This is a genomic window from Pseudomonas sp. BF-B-30 (genome assembly GCF_019956305.1).
Taxonomy (GTDB): Bacteria; Pseudomonadota; Gammaproteobacteria; order Pseudomonadales; family Pseudomonadaceae; genus Aquipseudomonas; species Aquipseudomonas jessenii.
Window position 1 is genome coordinate 92,640 of sequence record NZ_JAHBDG010000022.1, and the last position, 21,110, is coordinate 113,749.

General features: G+C 61.3%; 19 protein-coding genes. 9 read left to right on the top strand and 10 right to left on the bottom strand.

The window, feature by feature from the left end; translation table 11 throughout:
* The first annotated feature begins 76 nt into the window (after nt 1-76).
* Both aroQ and KGB29_RS13250 read left to right on the top strand, forming a co-directional pair.
* Nucleotides 77-517 (top strand): type II 3-dehydroquinate dehydratase, encoded by a 441-nt coding sequence (aroQ, locus tag KGB29_RS13245; RefSeq protein ID WP_090451531.1) that lies wholly within the window; start codon nt 77-79, stop codon nt 515-517.
* Between the two features lie 5 nt (nt 518-522).
* Nucleotides 523-1,377, top strand: a complete 855-nt coding sequence (locus tag KGB29_RS13250) for a shikimate dehydrogenase (RefSeq protein WP_150813513.1) — start codon at nt 523-525, stop codon at nt 1,375-1,377.
* A gap of 36 nt (nt 1,378-1,413) precedes the next feature.
* On the opposite strand, the gene KGB29_RS13255 is transcribed toward KGB29_RS13250, so the two are convergent.
* Together KGB29_RS13255 and quiC are read right to left on the bottom strand one after the other, a co-directional pair.
* Entirely contained in the window at nt 1,414-2,091 is a 678-nt protein-coding gene (locus tag KGB29_RS13255) for a TetR family transcriptional regulator (RefSeq protein ID WP_057713206.1), read from the bottom strand.
* Between the two features lie 102 nt (nt 2,092-2,193).
* Complete coding sequence (gene quiC, locus KGB29_RS13260; RefSeq protein WP_057713205.1) at nt 2,194-4,095, bottom strand: 3-dehydroshikimate dehydratase QuiC; 1,902 nt, start codon at nt 4,093-4,095, stop codon at nt 2,194-2,196.
* 505 nt (nt 4,096-4,600) lie between these two features.
* Between quiC and KGB29_RS13265 the strand changes: the two genes are divergently transcribed.
* A complete protein-coding gene (locus tag KGB29_RS13265) occupies nt 4,601-5,938 on the top strand; it encodes an MFS transporter (protein ID WP_150813514.1) in 1,338 nt (445 codons plus the stop codon).
* Nucleotides 5,939-6,065: 127 nt separating this feature from the next.
* Here KGB29_RS13265 and KGB29_RS13270 read toward each other — a convergent pair whose 3' ends face one another.
* From KGB29_RS13270 to KGB29_RS13285, 4 genes are all read right to left on the bottom strand, one after another.
* Nucleotides 6,066-6,944, bottom strand: a complete 879-nt coding sequence (locus KGB29_RS13270) for a DMT family transporter (RefSeq protein WP_150813515.1) — start codon at nt 6,942-6,944, stop codon at nt 6,066-6,068.
* A 109-nt stretch (nt 6,945-7,053) separates the two neighbouring features.
* Nucleotides 7,054-7,869 (bottom strand): sugar phosphate isomerase/epimerase family protein, encoded by an 816-nt coding sequence (locus KGB29_RS13275; protein ID WP_223543861.1) that lies wholly within the window; start codon nt 7,867-7,869, stop codon nt 7,054-7,056.
* A gap of 2 nt (nt 7,870-7,871) precedes the next feature.
* Complete coding sequence (locus tag KGB29_RS13280) at nt 7,872-8,927, bottom strand: Gfo/Idh/MocA family protein (protein WP_150813517.1); 1,056 nt, start codon at nt 8,925-8,927, stop codon at nt 7,872-7,874.
* Nucleotides 8,928-9,182: 255 nt separating this feature from the next.
* Nucleotides 9,183-9,959: an IclR family transcriptional regulator gene (locus KGB29_RS13285; RefSeq protein ID WP_150813518.1), complete on the bottom strand. Its 777-nt coding sequence runs from the start codon at nt 9,957-9,959 to the stop codon at nt 9,183-9,185.
* A gap of 175 nt (nt 9,960-10,134) precedes the next feature.
* On the opposite strand from KGB29_RS13285, the gene KGB29_RS13290 reads away from it, so the two are divergent.
* From KGB29_RS13290 to KGB29_RS13305, 4 genes are all read left to right on the top strand, one after another.
* A complete protein-coding gene (locus tag KGB29_RS13290; protein WP_150813519.1) occupies nt 10,135-11,883 on the top strand; it encodes an FAD-dependent oxidoreductase in 1,749 nt (582 codons plus the stop codon).
* Entirely contained in the window at nt 11,867-12,700 is an 834-nt protein-coding gene (locus tag KGB29_RS13295) for an aldo/keto reductase (RefSeq protein WP_150813520.1), read from the top strand. The genes KGB29_RS13290 and KGB29_RS13295 overlap by 17 nt, the downstream gene beginning before the upstream one ends.
* A 226-nt stretch (nt 12,701-12,926) precedes the next feature.
* Complete coding sequence (locus KGB29_RS13300; protein ID WP_090451547.1) at nt 12,927-13,820, top strand: neutral zinc metallopeptidase; 894 nt, start codon at nt 12,927-12,929, stop codon at nt 13,818-13,820.
* Entirely contained in the window at nt 13,821-14,780 is a 960-nt protein-coding gene (locus tag KGB29_RS13305) for an alpha/beta hydrolase (RefSeq protein WP_150813521.1), read from the top strand.
* 143 nt (nt 14,781-14,923) lie between these two features.
* On the opposite strand, the gene KGB29_RS13310 is transcribed toward KGB29_RS13305, so the two are convergent.
* The 3 genes from KGB29_RS13310 to KGB29_RS13320 form a co-directional block, all read right to left on the bottom strand.
* The gene (locus KGB29_RS13310; protein ID WP_150813522.1) at nt 14,924-15,517 is read right to left on the bottom strand and encodes an HAD family hydrolase; all 594 of its coding nucleotides are present in this window, start codon (nt 15,515-15,517) and stop codon (nt 14,924-14,926) included.
* On the bottom strand, nt 15,514-16,383 hold the full coding sequence (gene tesB, locus KGB29_RS13315; protein ID WP_090451550.1) for an acyl-CoA thioesterase II: 870 nt from the start codon (nt 16,381-16,383) through the stop codon (nt 15,514-15,516). Before tesB ends, KGB29_RS13310 begins: the two co-directional genes overlap by 4 nt.
* 106 nt (nt 16,384-16,489) lie before the next feature.
* Entirely contained in the window at nt 16,490-17,059 is a 570-nt protein-coding gene (locus KGB29_RS13320; protein ID WP_150813523.1) for a GNAT family N-acetyltransferase, read from the bottom strand.
* A 79-nt stretch (nt 17,060-17,138) separates the two neighbouring features.
* Between KGB29_RS13320 and KGB29_RS13325 the strand changes: the two genes are divergently transcribed.
* Together KGB29_RS13325 and KGB29_RS13330 are read left to right on the top strand one after the other, a co-directional pair.
* Nucleotides 17,139-18,059 carry a histone deacetylase gene (locus tag KGB29_RS13325; protein ID WP_150813524.1) on the top strand — a complete coding sequence of 307 codons (921 nt, stop codon included), beginning with the start codon at nt 17,139-17,141 and terminating at the stop codon, nt 18,057-18,059.
* A 292-nt stretch (nt 18,060-18,351) separates the two neighbouring features.
* Entirely contained in the window at nt 18,352-19,593 is a 1,242-nt protein-coding gene (locus KGB29_RS13330) for a TIGR03862 family flavoprotein (protein ID WP_150813526.1), read from the top strand.
* Between the two features lie 117 nt (nt 19,594-19,710).
* Here KGB29_RS13330 and KGB29_RS13335 read toward each other — a convergent pair whose 3' ends face one another.
* The gene (locus KGB29_RS13335) at nt 19,711-21,051 is read right to left on the bottom strand and encodes a DEAD/DEAH box helicase (RefSeq protein WP_150813527.1); all 1,341 of its coding nucleotides are present in this window, start codon (nt 21,049-21,051) and stop codon (nt 19,711-19,713) included.
* Nucleotides 21,052-21,110: the final 59 nt, after the last annotated feature.

A 21,110-nucleotide genomic window follows, 5' to 3' on the forward strand; every position in this document is an offset into this window, starting at 1 on the left:
TAACTAGTTAGTACAATTTATCTCCACAGGCTGAAGCCCTCGGCCGATTCCAAAAATAACAAGTGGAGAGATTCCGATGCCCCCTATCGTTCTGGTGCTCAACGGCCCGAACCTGAACCTGCTCGGCACCCGTGAACCGGCGACTTACGGCCACGAAACCCTGGCAGACATTTCGGCCCTGTGCGCACGCGCCGCCGAAGAGTTCGGCCTGGCGGTGGAGTTTCGCCAGACCAACCATGAAGGCGAATTGCTCGACTGGATTCACGCCGCCCGCGGTCGCTGCGCCGGGATCGTCATCAATCCTGCCGCGTGGACCCACACCTCGGTCGCCATCCGCGACGCCCTGGTCGCCAGCGAACTGCCGGTGATCGAAGTCCACCTGTCCAACGTGCACGCCCGCGAGCCGTTCCGCCACCATTCGTTCGTATCCGCCATTGCAACGGCGGTGATGGCCGGTTTTGGCAGTCATGGCTATCGCCTGGCGCTGGAACACTTCAGTCATCGTTTGAAGGGGTGATCGCCGTGACTCAGAACCAAGTGATACTGGCCGGGCTGATTGGCGCCGGCATCCAGGCGTCCCGCACACCGGCCATGCACGAGCATGAAGGCGATGCCCAGGGGCTGCGCTACCTGTATCGCCTGATTGATCTTGATCAGTTGAAGCTCGACAGCAACGCCCTGCCCGACCTGTTGATGGCTGCCGAGCGCATGAACTACACCGGGCTGAACATAACCTTTCCATGCAAGCAGGCGATCATCCCGCTGCTCGACGAACTCTCGCCGGAGGCCCGCGGTATCGGTGCGGTCAACACGGTGGTGCTCAAGGATGGCAAACGCATCGGCCACAACACCGATTGCCTGGGCTTTGCCGAGGGGTTTCGCCGGGGTTTGAAAGGCGTTGCCGTTGAACGTGTCGTACAGATGGGCGCTGGTGGCGCAGGTGCGGCGGTGGCCCACGCGTTGTTGAGCGAAGGCGTACAACAGCTGAGCATTTTTGACGTGGACATCCGCCGCGCCCAGGATCTGGCTGACAACCTCAATCAGCATTTCGGCGTCAGTCGGGCGGTGGCCGGGTATGACCTGTCCGACGCCATGGCCCAGGCTGACGGCCTGGTGAACACCACGCCGATGGGCATGAAAAAACTGCCGGGCATGCCCGTGCCGGTCGAGCTGCTGCGAGCCGAATTGTGGGTGGCGGAGATCGTTTACTTCCCACTGGAAACCGAACTGCTGCGCAACGCCCGCGCCCTCGGTTGCCGGACGCTGGACGGCGGCAACATGGCGGTGTTTCAGGCGGTCAAAGCATTCGAGTTGTTCAGCGGCGTAGTCCCGGATGCCCAGCGGATGCTTGAGCATTTCCAGAGCATGAATGACTGAATGAGTGAAGTGAGGGGGCAACCCCCTCACCTCGCCTCAGGCTTGCAGGTACCGCAGAACCGACTCGCAAATCATCTCCCGATGACGCTGCTTGATACGTTCGTCCGGCAGGTCGATCTGAAAAATCTCACCAAAGGTGTGGCGGTTCGAGACGCGATAGAAGCAGAACGAACTGATCAGCAAATGCACGTCCAGCGGATCAAGCCCGGTACGGAACAGCCCCTGCTCGGCGCCGCGACGCAGAATCTCGCCCAGTGAATCGAGGATAGTGTTGTTCATCGCCTTGATCGCATCGGAGCGCTTCACGTACTCGGCGTTGTGAATGTTCTCGATACTGACGATGCGCACGAAATCGACGTTGCGATCATGGTGATCGAAGGTGAACTCCACCAGCCGCCGAATGGCTTCGACCGGCGCCAGCTCTGCCAGGTGCAGGCGATTTTCGGTGTTGCGGATATCGCCGTAGAGTTTCTCCAGCACCTCGACGTAGAGCTGTTCCTTACTGCCGAAGTAGTAATAGATCATGCGCTTGGAGGTGTGGATGCGCTCGGCGATGGCATCGACGCGGGCACCGGAAAGCCCCTGCTGGACGAATTCGACAATCGCCTCCTGCAGGATGTTTTCGCGGGTCTTTTCCGGGTTGTTCTTGCGACTCTTGCGCGGCTCGGCACCAGGTTCTACGGAGGCTGCGGGGAGTTCTGAAGTCATTGTCATTGCGGGCTCACGGCCATCACTGCACAGGCTGGCGATTATGGGCTGCGCGGCACAGTGAAGGAAGCCGCGCGGCCCACGTTTAATCCCGCGTTTACGAATTACCTACAACTTCGCCTGGCGCAATGCACCGCTACGGGATTTGGCCATGGCCGCCAGGCGCACCGCGACGTTGGCCGCGCCGTAGCCGGCATAACCGTTTTTACGCTGGATGATCTCGAAGAAGAACCGCCCCTCGAACGGCTCGGTGTACACATGAAACAGTTCACCGCCCTGGGCGTCGCGGTCGTACAACACATTGTAGTAGGCCAGCTCACTGAGGAACTCGTCGTCGAAATCGAACCGCGCCGCCAGGTCATCGTAGTAGTTGAGCGGAATATCCAACAGTGGCACGCCCGCCTCTTTTGCACGGCTGACCTGGGCAAAGATGTCATCACAATCAAACGCGATGTGGTGCACGCCGGAGCCGCGATAACTCGACAGCGCGTGTGAGATCGCGGTGTTGCGGTTCTCGGAAATGTTCAGTGGCAGGCGGATCGAACTGTCCCGGCTACGCAAGGCACGGCTCTTCACCAGACCATAAGGATCCGGCAGCACGACTTCATCGTCTGCCTCGAAATCCAGCAGGCTCTTATAGAACAGCACCCAGCTGTCGAGACTGTCGGCCGGCAGCGCCATGGCCATGTGGTCGATGCGCTTGAGGCCACCGCTGACCGGTGCATCCGCCAGCAGATTGAAGTCGGTACCGTAGACGTCGGCATCCTGGTCCACCAGATAAATCAGGCTGCCATCCGGCGCACGCACCGCCGCCAGTTCCAGTTCATTGGGGCCCACCAGCCCGCGATAGGGTTGACCCTTGTAAGCCACGGCTCGTGCCAGCGCACTGGCGCTGTCCTTGACTCGCACGGCGGTAGCGCACAACGAAGGGCCGTGGGCTTCGAAAAAGCTGTGGCCGAAGGAGTAAGGTTCAGAGTTGAGGATCAAATTGATATCGCCCTGGCGCATCAGGCTGACGCTCTTGGAACGATGCTGCCCGGCCTTGACGAAACCCAGTCGCTCAAGCCAATGCGAGAGCTTGGCGCCGAGGCTTTCGTCCACGGCGAACTCGAGAAACTCGATGCCGTTGTACTCACTGGCCTTGGGCGTTTCGAACAGAATCTCAGAGTTGGTCGCAGGCTTGGCTTCCTGGGCCAGACGCTCGCGGGTTTTCTCTTCCAGGTACAGCAACGAACGCAAGCCGTCGGCGGCGTTGGCTCGTGGCGGCGCGGCGCGGAAGCCATCGTTGAAGATTTCCAGCGACAGAGGCCCGGTGTAGCCACTCTTGATGATCGGCGCGAGGAAGCCCGGCAAGTCGAATTCACCCTGGCCCGGGAAGCAGCGAAAATGCCGGCTCCACTCCAGCACGTCCATGGCCAGGATCGGCGCGTCAGCCATTTGCACGAAGAAAATCTTGTCGCCGGGGATCTCGGCGATAGCACTTGGATCGCCCTTGAGCGACAGGGTGTGAAAGCTGTCCAGCAACACACCGAGGCTTGGGTGATCGGCCTGACGCACGATGTTCCACACCTGTTGCCAGGTGTTCACATGCCGGCCCCAGGCCAGTGCTTCGTAGCCGATGCGCAGGCCACGTGCCCCGGCGTGCTCGGCCAGCAGTCGCAAGTCGTCGACCAGAACCTGTTCATCACCGATGGACTCGGCCGAGGCATTGCTGCACACCAGCACCAGGTCAGTGCCCAGCTCCTGCATCAGGTCGAATTTGCGCTCGGCGCGTTCCAGGTTGCGCGACAGGCGATCGCGGCGGCAGCCTTCGAAATCACGGAACGGTTGAAACAGGGTGATGGCGATCCCGAGATCGGCGCACATCTGTTTAATTTCCCGTGGACTACCGTCGTAGTAGAGAAGGTCGTTCTCGAAAATCTCGACGCCGTCGAACCCGGCGGCGGCAATGGCTTCGAGTTTTTCCGGCAGGGTACCGCTCAAGGATACGGTGGCAATGGAACGCTGCATGTTTCGGCTCCCGGTGGAGGCTTCGGCTACAGGGAATTTGCGCCGCTTTTAAAAGAGTGGATGGATTATTGAGCTGGTCGATGCATTGAGCAATTCAAAGTGTACTACCCAGTTAGTTTTGCGTGCGATTATCGAACACAATGGCCGATAGCGAATTGACGATTTTTTGTTCACTGCGCAACATCAACACCACATTGGGTCCGGTCTTGAAATCGTCGGCCCCGGTCAACAAGACCCAGAACACCACATAAAAATTTCAAAAAACGGGTATACGCTCATGCGCTCATTCAACGCCTTGCTCACTCGCTCTACCGTCATTACGCCTTGCCTGGCGTCCATCCGAACCCCGCGCTCCGCCGGCACAACCGTGCCGCTCGCTGAATAACCCGTCAGCCGACGAACACAGCCGATCAGCCCTTTCGCGCACGCCGCGACAGACCGATTGATCACGCGCCCTTGAAGTCACGACGAGCCCCGCTTGTCAGTCATTGAACGGATGGCACACATGATTCCTTCTCAAAGTTCTCGCATGGCACCTGCCATGAGCACCGCCACAGGTGGCATCGGCGACAAGATTCGCGGCGCCATGGCAGTCGGCAAAACCCGTTGGGGCATGCTGGCGCTGGTGTTTTTCGCCACCACCCTGAACTACATCGACCGCGCCGCCCTGGGCGTGATGCAGCCTATCCTGGCCAAGGAAATGAGCTGGACGGCGATGGACTACGCCAACATCAACTTCTGGTTCCAGGTCGGTTACGCCATCGGTTTCGTGCTGCAAGGCCGTTTGATCGACCGGGTCGGCGTCAAGCGCGTGTTCTTCTGCGCCGTGCTGCTCTGGAGCCTGGCGACCGGTGCCCACGGCCTGGCCACTTCGGCGGTCGGCTTCATGGTCTGCCGCTTCATCCTCGGCCTGACCGAAGCGGCCAACTACCCGGCCTGCGTGAAAACCACGCGCCTGTGGTTCCCGGCCGGTGAACGTGCGGTAGCCACCGGTATTTTCAATGCCGGGACCAACGTCGGCGCGATGTTCACGCCGATGCTGCTGCCACTGATCCTGCACGTCTGGGGCTGGCAAGCCGCGTTCCTGTGCATGTCGGCACTGGGCGGGGTCTGGCTGCTGTTCTGGGGCCTGAAGTACTTCAACCCGGAAGACCACCCGAGCGTGAAACAGTCGGAGCTGGACTACATCCAGAAAGAAGTCGAGCCGGAACAAACCCGCGTGCCGTTCTCGAAAATCCTGCGCATGCGCGGCACCTGGGCCTTCGCCCTCGCCTACTCGATCACCGCACCGGTGTTCTGGTTCTACCTGTACTGGCTGCCACCGTTCCTCAACCAGCAATACAACCTGGGCATCAACGTCACCCAGATGGGTATCCCGCTGATCATCATCTACCTCACTGCCGACTTCGGTAGCGTTGGCGGCGGCATCCTCTCCTCGTTCCTGATCGGTCGCGGCGTCAACCCGATCAAGGCGCGACTGATGTCCATGTTCCTGTTCGCCTGCTGCATCATCGGCGTGATCATGGCGGCCGGTTCCAGCAACCTGTGGGTCGCGGTGGCCGCCATCTCCCTGGCCATCGGCGCGCACCAGGCCTGGACCGCGAACATCTGGAGCCTGGTGATGGACTACACGCCCAAGCACATGATGAGTACGGTGTTCGGCTTCGGTGGCATGTGTGCGGCGATTGGCGGGATGTTCATGACCCAACTGGTCGGCCACATCCTGACAATCACCAACAACAACTACACCGTGCTGTTCACCATGATTCCGGCGATGTACTTCATCGCGCTGATCTGGATGTACTTCATGGCACCGCGCAAGATTCCGACCGTCACTGACTAAAGTTAAGCGCAATGCCCCTGTGGGAGCGGGCTTGCTCGCGAATGCGCAGTGTCAGTCGATATTTATGGTGACTGACACTCCGCTTTCGCGAGCAAGCCTGCTCCCACCGTTGTTTTCCGGTTACTTTCTACTTGCGGCTTTGCTGCCACGCCGCCGCCAACCCGCTGCAGCAGATCACGGCGATGCCGAGCACGGTGGTCAGTGTCGGCGTATGGGAAAACAGCAGCCAGCCCAGCAGGCCGGCGAAGATGATCTGGCAATAGCTGAACGGTGCCAGCAGTGCTGGTGCCGCGAGGCGGAAAGCCTGGGTCAGGAACAGGTGAGCCGTCATCCCGCAGGCCCCCAGCGCCAGCATCATCGCGCCATGCATCAGGTTCGGCGTCTGCCAGAAGAACGGCACCAGCGCACTCATCACCAGCGTGTTGCACAAGCCTGCGAAGAAGTTACTGGTGGTCGGGCTGTCGATCTCGCTGAGCTTGCGGGTCAGCAGTTGGTAGAAGCAGAAAAACAGCGCCGAGCAGAACGGCAGCAACACCGCCGGGGTAAACAGATCGCCCCCGGGGTGAACGATGATCAGCACTCCGCTAAAACCGAAAATCACCGCCAGCCATTGCCCCCGGGTCACCCGTTCGCCAAGCAGCGGTACCGACAGCGCGGTGACCAATACCGGAGCGAGGAAGTTGACCGACGTGGCCTCGGCCAGCGGGATGTACATCAGCCCCGTGGTGAAAAACAGACTGGTGCCCAGCAGGCACAGCGCCCGGATCACCTGTAGCAATGGCCGTTTGGTACGCAGCACCCGCAACCCGGACTGCGGCAGGAAAATCCCGGCCATCAACAAGGTGTGAACCACGTAGCGCGCCCAGACCACCATGACAATGGGATAGAAACCGGAGAGGTATTTGGAAAAGGCGTCGTGGGTGGAAAACAGGAAGGTTGCGACAACGATCAGCAGGATCCCTTTGAAGGGCTGATTGACGCCGGAAAGCGGGGTGCTGACGGTCATTGGGTTTCCTTACATAAAGTCAAAAGCATCACGGGCAAACCACGCTTCCACCCAATCAGCATAGAACCTGTGGGAGCGTGGCTTGCCCGCGATAGGTGCGCAGCACCGATTACAGCCGCGCAAACAATTCCCGGGTTTTATCCAGCGCCATCTGCGCCCGCTCCAACCCACTCACGCCCTGCTCCAGCAACTGCACGGTGGGAATCTCCAGGCTCAATGGAATGTCAGCCGGCAAAATCCCCAACAACCCCTGCAGATCACAATCGCCATCGCCGGGAAAACGCCGTTCGTTACGCGCCTGGCGCAAGATCTCCGCCATATCGGTCGGCCGTAGTCCTGCGACGTCACACAACTGTGCATACCGTAACCGTGAGGGAGCAACTTTGGCCAGATCTTCCAGGCGCGATCCCGAACGATCGAAGTGGAAGGCGTCCACCAGCACTCCGCCGTTTTCCCGCCCGGCGTTTTCTACAATACGCACGGCTTGTTGAAGATTGCGCGCATCGGTCCAGGGCATGAACTCCAGATACGGGTGCAGCCCATAGAGTGCCGCCAGATCACAGAGTTCGGCAAAATGTTCCGTCAGCCGTTGTTCATCAGGGTCGTTGCCGGCCACCAGCAACTCACTGGCGCCGAACTCGGCACCCACCGCCAGGACTTTTTCGAAATCGGCGACGACGGTTTCCGGTTTGAGCCGCAGGATTTCGACGTCCAGCACCCGAATACCGGTATCGCGCAGACGCGCCAAGGTCTGGCGCCGCAGTTCGTGGTCGGCCACCAGGGCAAAATGGTGCTCCTCCGGGGTTGCCGGTACCAGACGCAAGCCGACATGGCTGTAACCGGCCCGCGCGGCGACCTCGACCATATCGGGCGGTGACAACTCCAGCACGGTCAGGCTGGCCAGGGAGAAGATACGCTCGCTCATGCTCACCCCTCGATCAAGGATGGCGCGCAGGCACGCCCGGTTTCGGCGGCTTCGCGGATGGCTTCAATCAGCGCCAACGTACGCGCGGCATCGGCGGCACTCACCAGCGGCTCGACCTCCCGGCGTGCAACACGCACGAAGTGCTGCAACTGCAGACGCAGGGCTTCATCGGCATTGAAGTTTTCCTGGGTTGCCAGCAACGGTTGATGCCAGCCGCCATCGACATCGTTGTAGTGCCAGTGTTTAAGCTGCGGAATGCTCAGCGCCCCACCTGTCCCGGCCAGCAAGTAGCACGGTTGATCAGGATGACGCGGATACACCGGGTTCTCCCCCGAATCCAGCTCCCAGCTCCAGGGTGCAGCCACCGCATCGGAGCCGGTCAGGCTGCCCAGTGCACCGTTGTCGAATTGCAGCAGTATTGCCGCGCAATCTTCGTTGGCAAACCCGCGAATGGCGTTGCTGGTGATGGCCTGAACCTGGCGCACTTCACCGCACAAATGCCGCAGCAGATCGAGGTCGTGGATCAGGTTGGTCAACAGCATCCCCGCGCCGGCCTCGCGCCGCCAGGGTGTTTCAAAATAGCTGTCGGGCTTGCGCAACTGCCAGAGCGCCGTGACCGTGGTCAACCGACCCAATGCGCCGCTGTGGACAAGCTCGTGGGCGCGGACGATCAGCGGATTGTGGCGACGATGATGTCCGACCAGTACCGGAACGCCACTCGCCTTCGAGGCAGTCACCAGCTCCTTGGCTTCATCCAGGTGCACGCCCACCGGTTTTTCCAGCAATACCGGCACGCCGGCCGCGAGGCAATCGAGGGCCGTGCTGACGTGCAGCGTGTTCGGGTTGGCGACTATCACGGCGTCCGGTTTCGCCTGCTCCAGCATCTGACGATGATCGGCGAAACAGGCTACGCCCCATTGCGCCGCAAGACTGGCCGCCTGCGGTCCCGGATCGGCCACGGCGCACAACGTCGCTTCAGTCAGGGATTGCAGATGCTGGTAGTGCTGCTGGCCCATGTTGCCAGCACCGATCAGGGCGATGCGAAGTGGCGAATTCAAGATACGGTCCTCTTGTGAGTGTTATTGGAGCGATGAACCCCAATAATTTAGAACCTAGTTCCAGATTCTTACACAGACCTATCCTGAAAGTGTTCGAACAGCGCACAGCTTCTCAAGCTAGACACTGTTCAAAATGTGGGAGCGGGCTTGCTCGCGAATGCAGTGTGTCAGCGCCATCCAGATCCCATGACACACCGCATTCGCGAGCAAGTCGGATCGCCGCACCGCCGCTCCCACAGTCGATTTGCACAGGCCTTAGTTGAACAACTCCGAGGCCAGACTCGCCGCCGACAACTCCTCGGTGTACGCCAGCAACAACGGCGCCAGCTCATGCAGCCGCGCCCCCGGCATCCGTGCACTCGGCCCGGCGATGCTGAGCACGCCGATCACCCGCCCATCGGCGGGATGGCGCACCACTGCCGCAATCGCCGAAGTGCCGACCGCCGAGCTCTCCTCGACCCAGGCGTAGCCCTGGTCCCGCGCCAGACGCAGGCGTTCGAGCAATTCGATGTTCGAGCGCGGCGCGTTCGGCCCCACATGTTCCGGCACTTGTGCGCCCTGCCGCTCCACCAGCGACAAGGCTTCGGCATCGCTCATGCAGGCCAGCCACGCATGCCCAGAGGCGGTGTAAAACAACGGCGCATCGCGGCCCATGTCCGGGTCGTAACGCAGACCGGAGCGCGCGCCCTGGGACTTGGCGATCCAAATCTGACGCTCACCGTCGATCACCCCGAGACGCACCAGTTCGCCGGTTTCCTGCGCCAGGCGGTCAAGCACTGGCTGCACGATGTCGGCACCGCTGCTCGACAGATAACGGAAGCCCATCGCCACCAGTTTGGTCGAGAGGTGATAACGCAGATTATCCGGATTCTGCCGCACGTAACCGAGGCGGATCAGCTCGGCCAGCAGGCGATGGGTCGCGCTCTTGGGGATATCCAGTTGCTCTGCCAGGGTCTGCATCGGCAGGCCACGGGGATCGCTGGTGAGGCTTTCGAGCACACTGAAAACACGTTCGATCTGACTGCCGGCCATGGTCGCTTCCACGCAAAATTTGCTCGATTCTAGAAGACATCTGAACGAATGCGAAATCTGGAACTGAACGTTCGATAACCGCCCGTTTTACACCCTCAAGACTTGTTCGGCTTCACCTGATTCTTATATTTTCTGGAACAAGATTCCAAAACAATAAAACACCGGAGTTCAAACAATGCCTGCCCAAGCGCACTTTCTTCCCGACATCGACTGCGATGTGCTGATCGTTGGTTCCGGTGCGGCGGGACTGTCGGCGGCCGTGACCGCCGCGTGGCATGGACTGAAAGTCATAGTGGTAGAAAAGGACCCGGTGTTCGGCGGTGCCACGGCCTGGTCCGGTGGCTGGGCCTGGGTGCCTTGCAACCCGCTGGCCCGACGCGCAGGCATCGTCGAAGACGTTGAACTGCCGCGCACTTACCTGAAACACGAACTGGGCGAGCGCTTTGATCCGGCGATGATCGACGCTTTCCTGGAAGCCGGCCCGCGGATGGTGTCGTTCTTCGAGCAGCACACCTCGCTGCAGTTCGCCGACGGCAACGCCATTGCCGACATTCATGGCGACACGCCGGGGGCCGGCACCGGTGGACGCTCGGTGATCGCCGCCCCGTACGACGCACGAAAAGTCGGCACACTGCTCAAGCGTCTGCGCAAAACCATGCGGGAAACATCGTTCATGGGCATGCCGATCATGGCGGGGGCGGACCTCACGGCATTCCTCAACCTGACCCGTTCACTGTCGGCGGCCTGGCACGTTACGCGGCGCTTCAGCCGCCACCTGTTCGATCTCGTCGTACATGGCCGGGCGATGCAACTGGTCAACGGCGTGGCCTTGGTGGCGCGCCTGGCGAAATCCGCCGATGACCTCGGTGTGTTGCTCTGGGAATCAGCGCCCGTGAGCCGATTGCTGCGCGAGAATGACCAGGTACGAGGCGCGGTGGTCAACACCGCCAAAGGCTCGGTGCGCATCCATGCACGCAAGGCCGTGGTGCTCGCCGCGGGTGGTTTCGCCAATGACATCGACCGCCGCAAGGCCCTGTTCCCCCGCACACCGACCGGGCATGAGCATCTGGCCTTGCCGCCCCTCGGCGTTTGCGGCGATGGCCTGCGCCTGGGCGAAAGTGCCGGTGCCCGGGTGAATACCGACATGGCGTCCGCCGTCGCCTGGGCACCGGTTTCGCAGGTGCCGCACAGCGACGGCAGCACGGGACACTTCCCGCACATCATCGAGCGCGGCAAGCCGGGCATCATCGGAGTGCTGAGCAACGGCCAGCGCTTCGTCAATGAAGCCAACGGCTACTACGACTACGTCACGGCCATGGTCGCCGCCGCCCCACCGGGTGAAGAAGTGGCGTCGTGGCTGATCTGCACCCATGGCTTTCAGCGTCGATATGGCCTGGGCATCTCTCGGCCATTTCCTGTGCCGCTGTCATCCTTCATCCGCAGCGGCTATCTGAAAACCGGCAACACCCTTGAGGAATTGGCTGCAGCCTGCGGCATCGACCCGGTTGGCTTGCGCACCACCGTGTCGGACTACAACCGCCACGCGCGCAACGGCGAGGACCCGCAATTCGGCCGTGGTTCCACACCCTACAACCGCAAGCAGGGTGATGCACTGCAACAGCCCAACCCATGCGTCGCGCCGATCGAACAAGGCCCCTTCTATGCCGTGAAAGTCCAGCCGGGCTGCTTCGGTACCTTCGCCGGGCTCAAGGTCAACCAACATGCCCAAGTCCTGGACGGCGCGGCGCAACCCATCGCCGGGCTGTACGCGGCGGGCGGCGACATGGCCAGCATCATGGGCGGTCACTACCCCGCTGGCGGCATCAATCTCGGCCCGGCGCTGACATTCGGCTATATCGCCGCGCGCCATATCGCAGGCGTCACTGCTTATGAAAAGGAGATCGACCATGCAGCACATCATTAACGCTCAGGGTTTGAACATGCCGAAACTCGGCCTCGGCACCTGGCCAATGCTCGGCGAGGAATGCACCCGAGCAGTGGAACAGGCTCTGACCCTGGGTTACCGGCACATCGACACGGCAGCTGCCTACAACAACGAAGACGCGGTCGGTCAGGCGCTGGCGAACAGTCCGACACCCCGCGAGCAGATCCACGTCACGACCAAAGTCTGGTGGGACCAACTGCAACCCGACGCCATGCGTCACTCCATGGACCGTAGCCTCAAAGCCCTGCACAGCGAATACGTCGACCTGTTCATGCTCCATTGGCCAACCACCGATTGGGATTTGCCGCGCACCATAGAAACCCTGGTGTCGTTCAGGGAGCAAGGCCTGGCGCGCAACATTGGCGTGGCGAATTTTCCACTGCCCCTGCTACGCAAAGTCGTCGAAGAACTGGGGGCGCCGCTGTCGGCGATCCAGGTCGAGTACCACGTGCTGCTCGGACAAAACGCCCTGCTCGACTACGCCCGTCAACAGGATCTTGCGCTGACAGCCTACACGCCACTGGCACGCAACAAGGTATCCGACATTCCGGCCATCCGGCGGATCGCCGCGAAACACGGCGTACTGCCGACGCAGGTCGCGCTCAAATGGCTGCTCGATCAACCCAACGTGGCCGCGATCCCCAAGGCCAGCAGCGAGCCCAATCAACTGGCCAATCTCTCGGCGCTGGATGTGCGACTGGATAATGAAGACCGTGCCTTGATCGCCAGCCTGTCCAAACGCGAGCGCCAGGTCAGCCCTGACTTTGCGCCGGTGTGGGATGCATTTGACGAATAATTCGCAGGACCGGCGATCGCCCTCACGATAAAAACCCATCGCCCAACGGAATTCGATGGGTTATCCGTGTTCAATACAAGCCTGAGACCTTCTCGGCAACCCTTCACGGGTAGCCGGGAATCAACCTGTTCGCGGAAAAAAGACGGACGGCCGGACTGGCGCCGCTCCCACTTGGCAGCAACACTCATCGGACGACGCTTTCCCCGGAACAGAAGAGGATTCCCACATGCTATGGAAAAAAGGCCGACGCAGCGACAACGTGGTCGACGCCCGTGGCGATGATGTCGGCGGTGGTGGCGGCGGCATGCGTTTTGGCGGTGGCAAGGGTTTGAGCCTGACGGCGATCCTCCTGATTGTCGGCATCGGCTGGATCACCGGCCAGGATCCACTGCAGATCCTCGGACAACTGACCGGGCAAATGGAGCAGCAATCGGCGCCCGCCACCAACCAGAGTCGCCAGGCACCGCCGGCCAATGATGAGAGCGCGGAATTCGTGCGCTCGATCCTCGGCGATACCGAAGACACCTGGGGCGCGATATTCCAGCAGGCCGGTCGCCAATATAAGGACCCGACCCTGGTGCTGTTCAGCAACCGCGTGAATTCGGCCTGCGGTCTGGCCACCTCGGCGACCGGCCCCTTCTATTGCCCGGCTGACCAGAAGGTCTACCTGGACATGGCGTTCTTCCAGGAAATGTCCCAACGCTTTTCCGCCGCGGGCGACTTCGCCCAGGCCTACGTGATCGCTCACGAAGTCGGACACCATGTGCAGACCTTGCTTGGGGTGTCCACGAAAATTCAGGCAGCGCGCCAACAAGGCCGGCAGATGGAAGGCGACGGTGGTTTGCTGGTTCGCCAGGAACTTCAGGCCGATTGCCTGGCCGGCGTCTGGGCCAACAATGCGCAGAAGCGCCTGAACTGGCTGGAACCGGGCGACATCGAAGAAGCACTGAACGCCGCGAACGCCATCGGCGACGATCGTTTGCAGCAACAGGGTCAGGGCCGTGTGGTCCCGGACTCATTCACCCATGGTACGTCGGCGCAACGGGTGCGCTGGTTCAAAACCGGTTTCGCCCAAGGCCAGGTTGGCCAGTGCGATACCTTTGCGGCGAAAAATCTGTAAATGAAGAAGTGGTTGTTGGTTGTTCTGTTTACTTGCACAACGTCCCAGGCCGCCGAGCATGGGGTCAAGGAACTCAGCTCAGGGCGCCTGCTGTTGAAGTCAGGTGAAATCGCGGTGGGCATCAGCCCCGCCCCGGCAAAAATCGAACGGGTGCTGATCATCCTCCACGGTCGCTTGCGCAATGCGCAAACCTATCTGCAGAGTGGTGAGCACGCGGCCGAACTGGCGGGGCAAAGCGCAACGACCCTGGTGATCGCCCCGCAATTCCTCAATGAAACCGACGTTGCGGTCCATCCGGTGGCCGACACCGTTTTGCGCTGGCAAGGCAATGAATGGATGGCCGGCGGCGAATCCACGGCACCCTTTCGGCTGAGTTCCTACGCGGCGCTCGACGAAATCATCGCCCGCTTGGGTGACCGTCAGCAGTTTCCGGATGTGAAGCAAATCGTCATCGCCGGGCACTCCGGCGGCGCGCAGGTGGTTCAGCGCTATGCGTTGCTCGGTCACGCGCAATCCGACCTCGATGCTGCCGGCGTGCAGGTACGCTACGTGATCGCCAATCCGTCCTCCTACGCTTATTTCGATGAGCGCAGGCCCGTGGCATTCAGCCACGCCGGTTGCCCGAATTTCCATCGCTGGAAGTACGGGCTGGCGGATTTACCGGCTTACGCAGAAGGACAAACCGCAGCACAGTTGCAGGAAAGTTACCTCAAGCGTGAAGTCGTTTATCTGCTGGGGCAGCAGGACACCGACCCGAATCATCCGGCGCTGGATAAAAGCTGTGAGGCCAGGGCGCAAGGGCCGTCTCGATTGGCCCGCGGGCGTTTTTACTTCGATTATTTAAAGCGGCTGCAACCGCAAGGGTTGAAGCAGCAATTGGTTGAAGTGCCCGGGGTCGGGCATAACGGGGATGGGATGTTTACCTCGCCAGAGGGGCAGAAGGCATTGTTCGGGCAGTAGTATTTGTGGTGTCTGGAAGGGCCTCTTCGCGAGCAAGCCCGCTCCCACATTGGACCTGCGGTGTACACATCATTTGTGAGCACCCGAGATCAAATGTGGGAGCGGGCTTGCTCGCGAAAGCGGTTCACCCGACAACAACGCCCTCAAGCCGAAAGCATCTGCCGCAACTCAACACAATCCGCCGCATGCCAATCGGTCAATTCCGGCCATGGATTATCCGACAGATTCACCAACACAGTCCGCGCTCCCGCTGCCCGCCCACAATCGAGATCGAAGCGGTAATCACCGACCATCACCATCTCGCTCGCCGGCACCTTCCATGCTTCGGCCAGTTTCAGCAACCCGCCCGGATGCGGCTTGGGCGGAGCATCATCGCGGCCCAACACATCCTCCAGCGCAAAGCAGTCGGCCAGGCCAATGGCCTCCAGCGTGACATGCGCCAGCTCCCGGGCGTTGCGCGTGAGAATGCCCAGGCGATAACCACGCCCGGCCAGTTCGCGCACCAGTTCCACCGCGCCCGGCGCCGGTTGCGAACCAAGGGCCAGGTCCCGCTCGTGCTCCAGCAGCCATGCATGTTTGGCTGCGGCTTCATCGGCCGGCAGTGCGGCGAGGTGGGTCAGGATGTCGTGTTCGGCAGGAATCGCCAACGCCACGCGAATCGCCGCGAAGTCGTGCACGGCCACCGTCAGGGTGCCGTCCATGTCGAACACCCAGTGACGCACTTCGGCCAGGCTCATGCCCAATCCTTGCGGTGACGGATCAAGCCTTCCTGGGTGACCGAGGCCACCAGTTGCCCGGCGCGATTGAACACGCTGCCACGGGAGAAGCCACGGGAATTGCCCGCCCACGGACTGTCCATCGCATAGAGCAACCAGTCATCGGCACGCAGATCCTGGTGGAACCACAGCGCGTGATCGAGGCTGGCGACCTGCATATCCTTGTGCCACACCGACTTGCCGTGGGGCTGCATCGAGGTGACCAGCAGACCGAAGTCCGATGCATAGGCCAGCAGGTATTTATGCAGCGCCGGCGAATCGGCCAGCGCCCCGTCGGCGCGGAACCAGACGTACTTGACCGGATCGGAGGGCAGCGGGTTGTAGGGATCTTTCTCGGTCACCGGGCGAAATTCGATCGGCTTCGGGCACAGCAGTTTTTCGCGCATTTTCTCGGGGATCAGGTGCGCGCGCTGCTGGGTGATCTCCAGTTCCGATGGCAGGTTTTCCGGACCGACCACTTGCGGCATTTCGGTCTGGTGCTGAAAGCCTTCTTCGTCGTACTGGAACGACGCACTGCACGTGAATATCGGGTGGCCCTTCTGGATCGCCGTTACCCGACGCGTGCTGAAGCTGCCACCGTCACGCACCCGGTCAACCTGATACACCACCGGCAACCCGGCATCGCCTGGGCGCAGGAAATAGCCGTGCATCGAATGCACATGGCGCGCCTCTTCAACCGTCTGACTGGCCGCCGACAGCGACTGACCGAGCACCTGACCACCGAACAGCTGACGAAAACCCAAGTCCTGGCTACGGCCACGGAACAGGTTTTCTTCGATCGGCTCCAGCGTCAGCAGGTCGACCAGATCTTCCAACACTTGGCTCATTCAGACTCTCCTCACACAACGCAATACCGCCCAGTCTTGGCTGCGGCGGTCGATTCAGTTTCTGGCCCGGGCCAACATGTGGTCCATTGTAAACGTCCGTGTCAGGTTATCCATGCAAGGTTTGCAGCCATTGTTCACGGCTGATGCGGTACAACACGTGGTGATGCAGGGGATGATCGACGGAGAGCTTGGGATGATCGAAGTCATCGGCCGGATCGTGATGCATGCCAATCGCCTGCATGACTTTCTGCGACGGCAGGTTACTGTCAGCGGTAAAGGACACGACTTCGCTCAGCAGCAAGCGGTCAAACCCGCAGCGCAGAGCGGTCCACGCCGCTTCACTGGCGTAACCCAACCCCCAGTGCTCGCGGGCCAGGCGCCAGCCGATTTCCGTGGCCGGGGTGAAAGGCGCGTCGAAACCGACCACACCGAGCCCGGTAAAACCGATGAATTGGCCGGTGTCCTTGCGTTCCAGAGCCCATAGGCCGAAACCATGCTCGGCGAAATGACCACGGATTCGCCCGATCAATGAGGCGCTCTCCAGCCGACTCAAGGCTGCCGGGAAATAGCGCATCACCTGCGGATCGGCACACATCGCCGCAAAGTCAGGTAAATCTTCATCGCGCCACTGGCGCAACAGCAGCCGAGCGCTTTCAAGTTCCAGTATTGGCTCCATCGTGCCCCGCCCCTCCATTTCAATGTCGCCAGTCTACAACGCTGGTAGGATCCGTCTCTCATTCCTACATGAAATGACCATGCCACTGCCGCTGATTTATCACGAAGACTACAGTCCAGAGTTTCCGGCGGATCACCGCTTCCCCATGGACAAGTTCCGCCTGTTGCGCGATCACCTGGTGGGCAGCGGCCTGACCCGCGACGCCGATCTGCTGCGCCCGGACCTGTGTCCCGCAGAGATTCTCGCCCTCGCCCATGACCCTTCGTATATCGAGCGCTACATGAGTGGCGAATTATCCCGCGAAGACCAGCGCCGCCTCGGCCTGCCCTGGAACGAAGCTCTGGCCCGACGCACGGTACGGGCGGTGGGCGGCTCGTTGCTGTCGGCCGAGCAGGCGCTGGAGCATGGTCTGGCCTGCCACCTCGCGGGCGGCACCCACCATGCGCACTACGATTACCCGGCCGGATTCTGCATCTTCAATGACCTGGCGGTGATCAGCCATTACCTGCTGGAAAGTGGTCGGGTGAACCGCGTGCTGATCTTCGATTGCGACGTGCATCAGGGCGACGGGACTGCACGAATACTTCATAACACCCCGGAAGCGGTGACCGTTTCCCTGCACTGCGAGAAGAACTTTCCCGCACGCAAGGCCGAAAGTGATTGGGACATTCCACTGCCCAAAGGCATGGGCGATGCCGACTACCTGAAGGTGGTGGACGATGCACTCAACTACCTGCTGCCACTCTACCAACCGGATCTGGTGCTGTATGACGCCGGGGTCGATGTGCATAAGGACGACGCCCTGGGTTATCTGAAGCTGACAGACGAAGGCGTCGCCGCCCGCGATGAAAGCGTGATGCGTCATTGCCTGGGCCGTGACATTCCGGTGGTCGGGGTAATCGGCGGCGGCTACAGCAAGGACCGCCAGGCCCTGGCACGCCGTCACGGCATCCTCCATCACAGCGCGCAGCGCGTCTGGCAGTCATCAGGTTGTCACTGAGTTGTGGATGCTTTACCCACAATGCCTGTGGAGCTGCCTGTGGATAACCTGAGTGAAAGGGCCTGCAGCCCATGCGGAGATTGGGCTACAGAGCGGTGGTTGTTTTTTAACCAACCCTCGAATTCACCAAAGATCCCTGTAGGAGCGAGCCTGCTCGCGAAAAACGCAACGTCGCCGCCGGGCATCCGGTTTCCCGCGTAATCGTTCAAGACCATCGCGAGCAGGCTCGCTCCTACAGAGGTCTGGGCTGGTAGAATGCCCGGCTTCATTCGCCAAAACCGCAGCGCACTCCATGACCCGATCTTCGACCTCCTCCCCTTCCCGCGTCGCCATCATCGGTGGCGGCCCCGCCGGTCTGATGGCGGCCGAAGTGTTGAGCCAGGCCGGGATCAAGGTCGACCTGTACGACGGTATGCCTTCAGTGGGGCGAAAATTCCTCCTGGCCGGCGTCGGCGGCATGAACATCACGCACTCCGAAGCCTACCCGGCATTTCTCTCACGCTACGCCAAACGCGCCCCGCAGATCGCCCCGCTGCTGCGCGGCTTCGGCGCCGAAGCGTTGTGTCAGTGGATTCATGAACTGGGCATCGAGACCTTCGTCGGCAGCTCCGGCCGGGTATTCCCCACCGACATGAAGGCCGCGCCGCTGCTGCGCGCCTGGCTCAAACGCCTGCGCGACAGTGGCGTAGTTATCCACACCCGCCACCGCTGGCTCGGCTGGGACGAGCGTGGCGGATTGCGTATCGACAGCCCGGAAGGTGAAACAACCGTGCAAGCCGACGCCACCCTGCTCGCCCTCGGTGGCGGCAGTTGGTCGCGCCTGGGTTCAGACGGCGCGTGGATGCTGCCACTGGAGCAACGCGGTGTAGGACTGGCGCCGTTGCAACCCAGTAATTGCGGCTTCGAGGTGCAGGCCTGGAGCGAATTGATGGTCAGCAAATTCGCCGGCGCGCCGCTGAAAAACATCGCCATCGGCCTTAACGATGACGTGCCGCGACTCGGCGAATGTGTGATTACCGCCACCGGGATCGAGGGCAGTCTGATCTACGCCCTGTCGGCCCCCATCCGCGAAGCGATCAACCAGCACGGCTCGGCAACCATTCATCTGGACCTGTTGCCGGGCCGGCCTGTGGATAAAGTTGCAGCGGCGTTGAGCAAACCCCGGGGATCACGCTCCATGGCCAAGCACCTGCACAGTCAGTTGGGCATCGATGGGGTCAAAGCGGCGCTATTGCGTGAACTGACCAGCGCCGACTGCTTTGCCGACATGGCCTTGCTGGCCAACGCGATCAAGGCATTGCCACTGACACTGGTGAAAACCCGTCCACTGGACGAGGCGATCAGCAGCGCTGGCGGGGTGTTGTTCGAGGCGATGGATGAGCGTTTGATGCTCAAGCAACTGCCGGGCGTGTTCTGCGCGGGAGAGATGCTGGACTGGGAAGCGCCGACCGGCGGCTATCTGCTGACCGCGTGTTTCGCCAGTGGGCGAGCGGCGGGGTTGGGGATGGTTGAATGGTTACAGCGCAAGGGCTGAAGACCGAGGCGCGCCCTTCGCGAGCAAGCCCGCTCCCACAGGGGATTTGTGAACGACACAGATCCCCTGTGGGAGCGGGCTTGCTCGCGAAGGCGGCCTAACAGACGCAGGGGTAAATCAAGGCTTACGCTTGCGCGGCCCGGTATTGAACACCGGCACCTTGCGCACAGGCTTGATCGAAGGCTCCGCCGGCGCAACCTCACCGCTATCAACCCACCGACCCAGATTGCGTTTACCACCGCCACCACCGGAAGCCTTGGGCTTCTTCGGTTTTTTCGGCTTCTTGACGACCTGGCCACTGGCATCGGTGTCCGGCACGCGGTGCTCGGGTTCGAAGTCCGGCTCGTTCTGCCGCTTCAAAGTCTGGCGGGTCAGCATCTCGATGGCCGACAGCAGATTCACTTCATCGGCGCAGACCAGGGAAATCGCCTCGCCGGTCGAACCCGCGCGGCCGGTACGACCGATGCGGTGGATGTAATCCTCAGCGACGATCGGCAAGTCGAAGTTGACCACCAACGGCAGGTCTTCGATGTCCAGGCCACGGGCTGCCACGTCGGTAGCGACCAGGATCTGCACTTCACTCGCCTTGAAGCGGTCCAGCGCACGCTGGCGGGTCGCCTGGGGTTTGTCGCCGTGGATGCCGTCGGCGTTGATGCCCAGGCCCTGAAGTTTCTCCACCAGCGCGTCCACGCCGTTGCGGGTCTTGGCGAACACCAGCACCTGCTTCCACTTGCCCTTGCGCATCAGGTGCACGAACAGTTCCGGCTTGCGCTTCTTGTCCACCGTCACGATCCATTGCTTGACCGTATTGGCTGCGACGTTGCGCGGGCTGACTTCGATGCTCAGCGGATCGTTGAGCATCTGCCCGGCCAGCAGGCGGATGTCATCGGAGAAGGTCGCGGAGAACAGCAACGTCTGACGTCTCGAAGGCAGCGCGCGGTAAATGTTCGCCAGTTCCTCGGAAAAGCCCAGGTCGAGCATGCGGTCGGCTTCGTCCAGCACCAAGGTCTGCAACTGGTTGAACTTCAGCGCGTTCTGGCGGAACAGGTCGAGCAAGCGGCCCGGGGTCGCCACCAACAGATCGACACCGCTGCGCAGCTTCATCATTTGCGGATTGATGCTGACGCCGCCATACACCGCGTAAGTACGCAGCGGCAGGTTCTCAGCGTACTGGCGCACGGCTTCGTGAACCTGCTCGGCCAGCTCGCGGGTCGGTACCAGGATCAGCGCGCGGACCGAGTTGGCGGTGACTTTCGGCCCTTCCATGGCCAGCAGTTGCAACAGCGGCAGGGCGAAACCGGCGGTCTTGCCGGTGCCAGTCTGGGCGGCGGCCATCAGGTCGCGACCGGCCAGCACCGCCGGAATGGCTTGCGCCTGAACCGGCGTCGGAGTCTGGTAGCCGAGCGTCTCGAGGGAGCGCAGCAAGGGTTCGATCAGGCCAAGGGTGGCGAAAGTCATGGGAATACCGTAGGAAAATTCAGCGCGGGTTGTTCAAAACAAGTGTGCAAAACAAGATG

Excerpts from the sequence above, each read along its gene's own strand:
- KGB29_RS13295 (WP_150813520.1), top strand. The coding sequence starts at position 11,867 with ATGCAGCACATCATTAACGCTCAGGGTTTGAACATGCCGAAACTCGGC.
- KGB29_RS13290 (WP_150813519.1), top strand. The coding sequence starts at position 10,135 with ATGCCTGCCCAAGCGCACTTTCTTCCCGACATCGACTGCGATGTGCTG.
- KGB29_RS13270 (WP_150813515.1), bottom strand. The coding sequence starts at position 6,944 with ATGACCGTCAGCACCCCGCTTTCCGGCGTCAATCAGCCCTTCAAAGGG.
- KGB29_RS13255 (WP_057713206.1), bottom strand. The coding sequence starts at position 2,091 with ATGACAATGACTTCAGAACTCCCCGCAGCCTCCGTAGAACCTGGTGCC.
- KGB29_RS13285 (WP_150813518.1), bottom strand. The coding sequence starts at position 9,959 with ATGGCCGGCAGTCAGATCGAACGTGTTTTCAGTGTGCTCGAAAGCCTC.
- tesB (WP_090451550.1), bottom strand. The coding sequence starts at position 16,383 with ATGAGCCAAGTGTTGGAAGATCTGGTCGACCTGCTGACGCTGGAGCCG.
- quiC (WP_057713205.1), bottom strand. The coding sequence starts at position 4,095 with ATGCAGCGTTCCATTGCCACCGTATCCTTGAGCGGTACCCTGCCGGAA.
- KGB29_RS13275 (WP_223543861.1), bottom strand. The coding sequence starts at position 7,869 with ATGAGCGAGCGTATCTTCTCCCTGGCCAGCCTGACCGTGCTGGAGTTG.
- KGB29_RS13320 (WP_150813523.1), bottom strand. The coding sequence starts at position 17,059 with ATGGAGCCAATACTGGAACTTGAAAGCGCTCGGCTGCTGTTGCGCCAG.
- KGB29_RS13305 (WP_150813521.1), top strand. The coding sequence starts at position 13,821 with ATGAAGAAGTGGTTGTTGGTTGTTCTGTTTACTTGCACAACGTCCCAG.
- KGB29_RS13325 (WP_150813524.1), top strand. The coding sequence starts at position 17,139 with ATGCCACTGCCGCTGATTTATCACGAAGACTACAGTCCAGAGTTTCCG.
- KGB29_RS13330 (WP_150813526.1), top strand. The coding sequence starts at position 18,352 with ATGACCCGATCTTCGACCTCCTCCCCTTCCCGCGTCGCCATCATCGGT.
- aroQ (WP_090451531.1), top strand. The coding sequence starts at position 77 with ATGCCCCCTATCGTTCTGGTGCTCAACGGCCCGAACCTGAACCTGCTC.
- KGB29_RS13300 (WP_090451547.1), top strand. The coding sequence starts at position 12,927 with ATGCTATGGAAAAAAGGCCGACGCAGCGACAACGTGGTCGACGCCCGT.
- KGB29_RS13335 (WP_150813527.1), bottom strand. The coding sequence starts at position 21,051 with ATGACTTTCGCCACCCTTGGCCTGATCGAACCCTTGCTGCGCTCCCTC.
- KGB29_RS13310 (WP_150813522.1), bottom strand. The coding sequence starts at position 15,517 with ATGAGCCTGGCCGAAGTGCGTCACTGGGTGTTCGACATGGACGGCACC.
- KGB29_RS13265 (WP_150813514.1), top strand. The coding sequence starts at position 4,601 with ATGATTCCTTCTCAAAGTTCTCGCATGGCACCTGCCATGAGCACCGCC.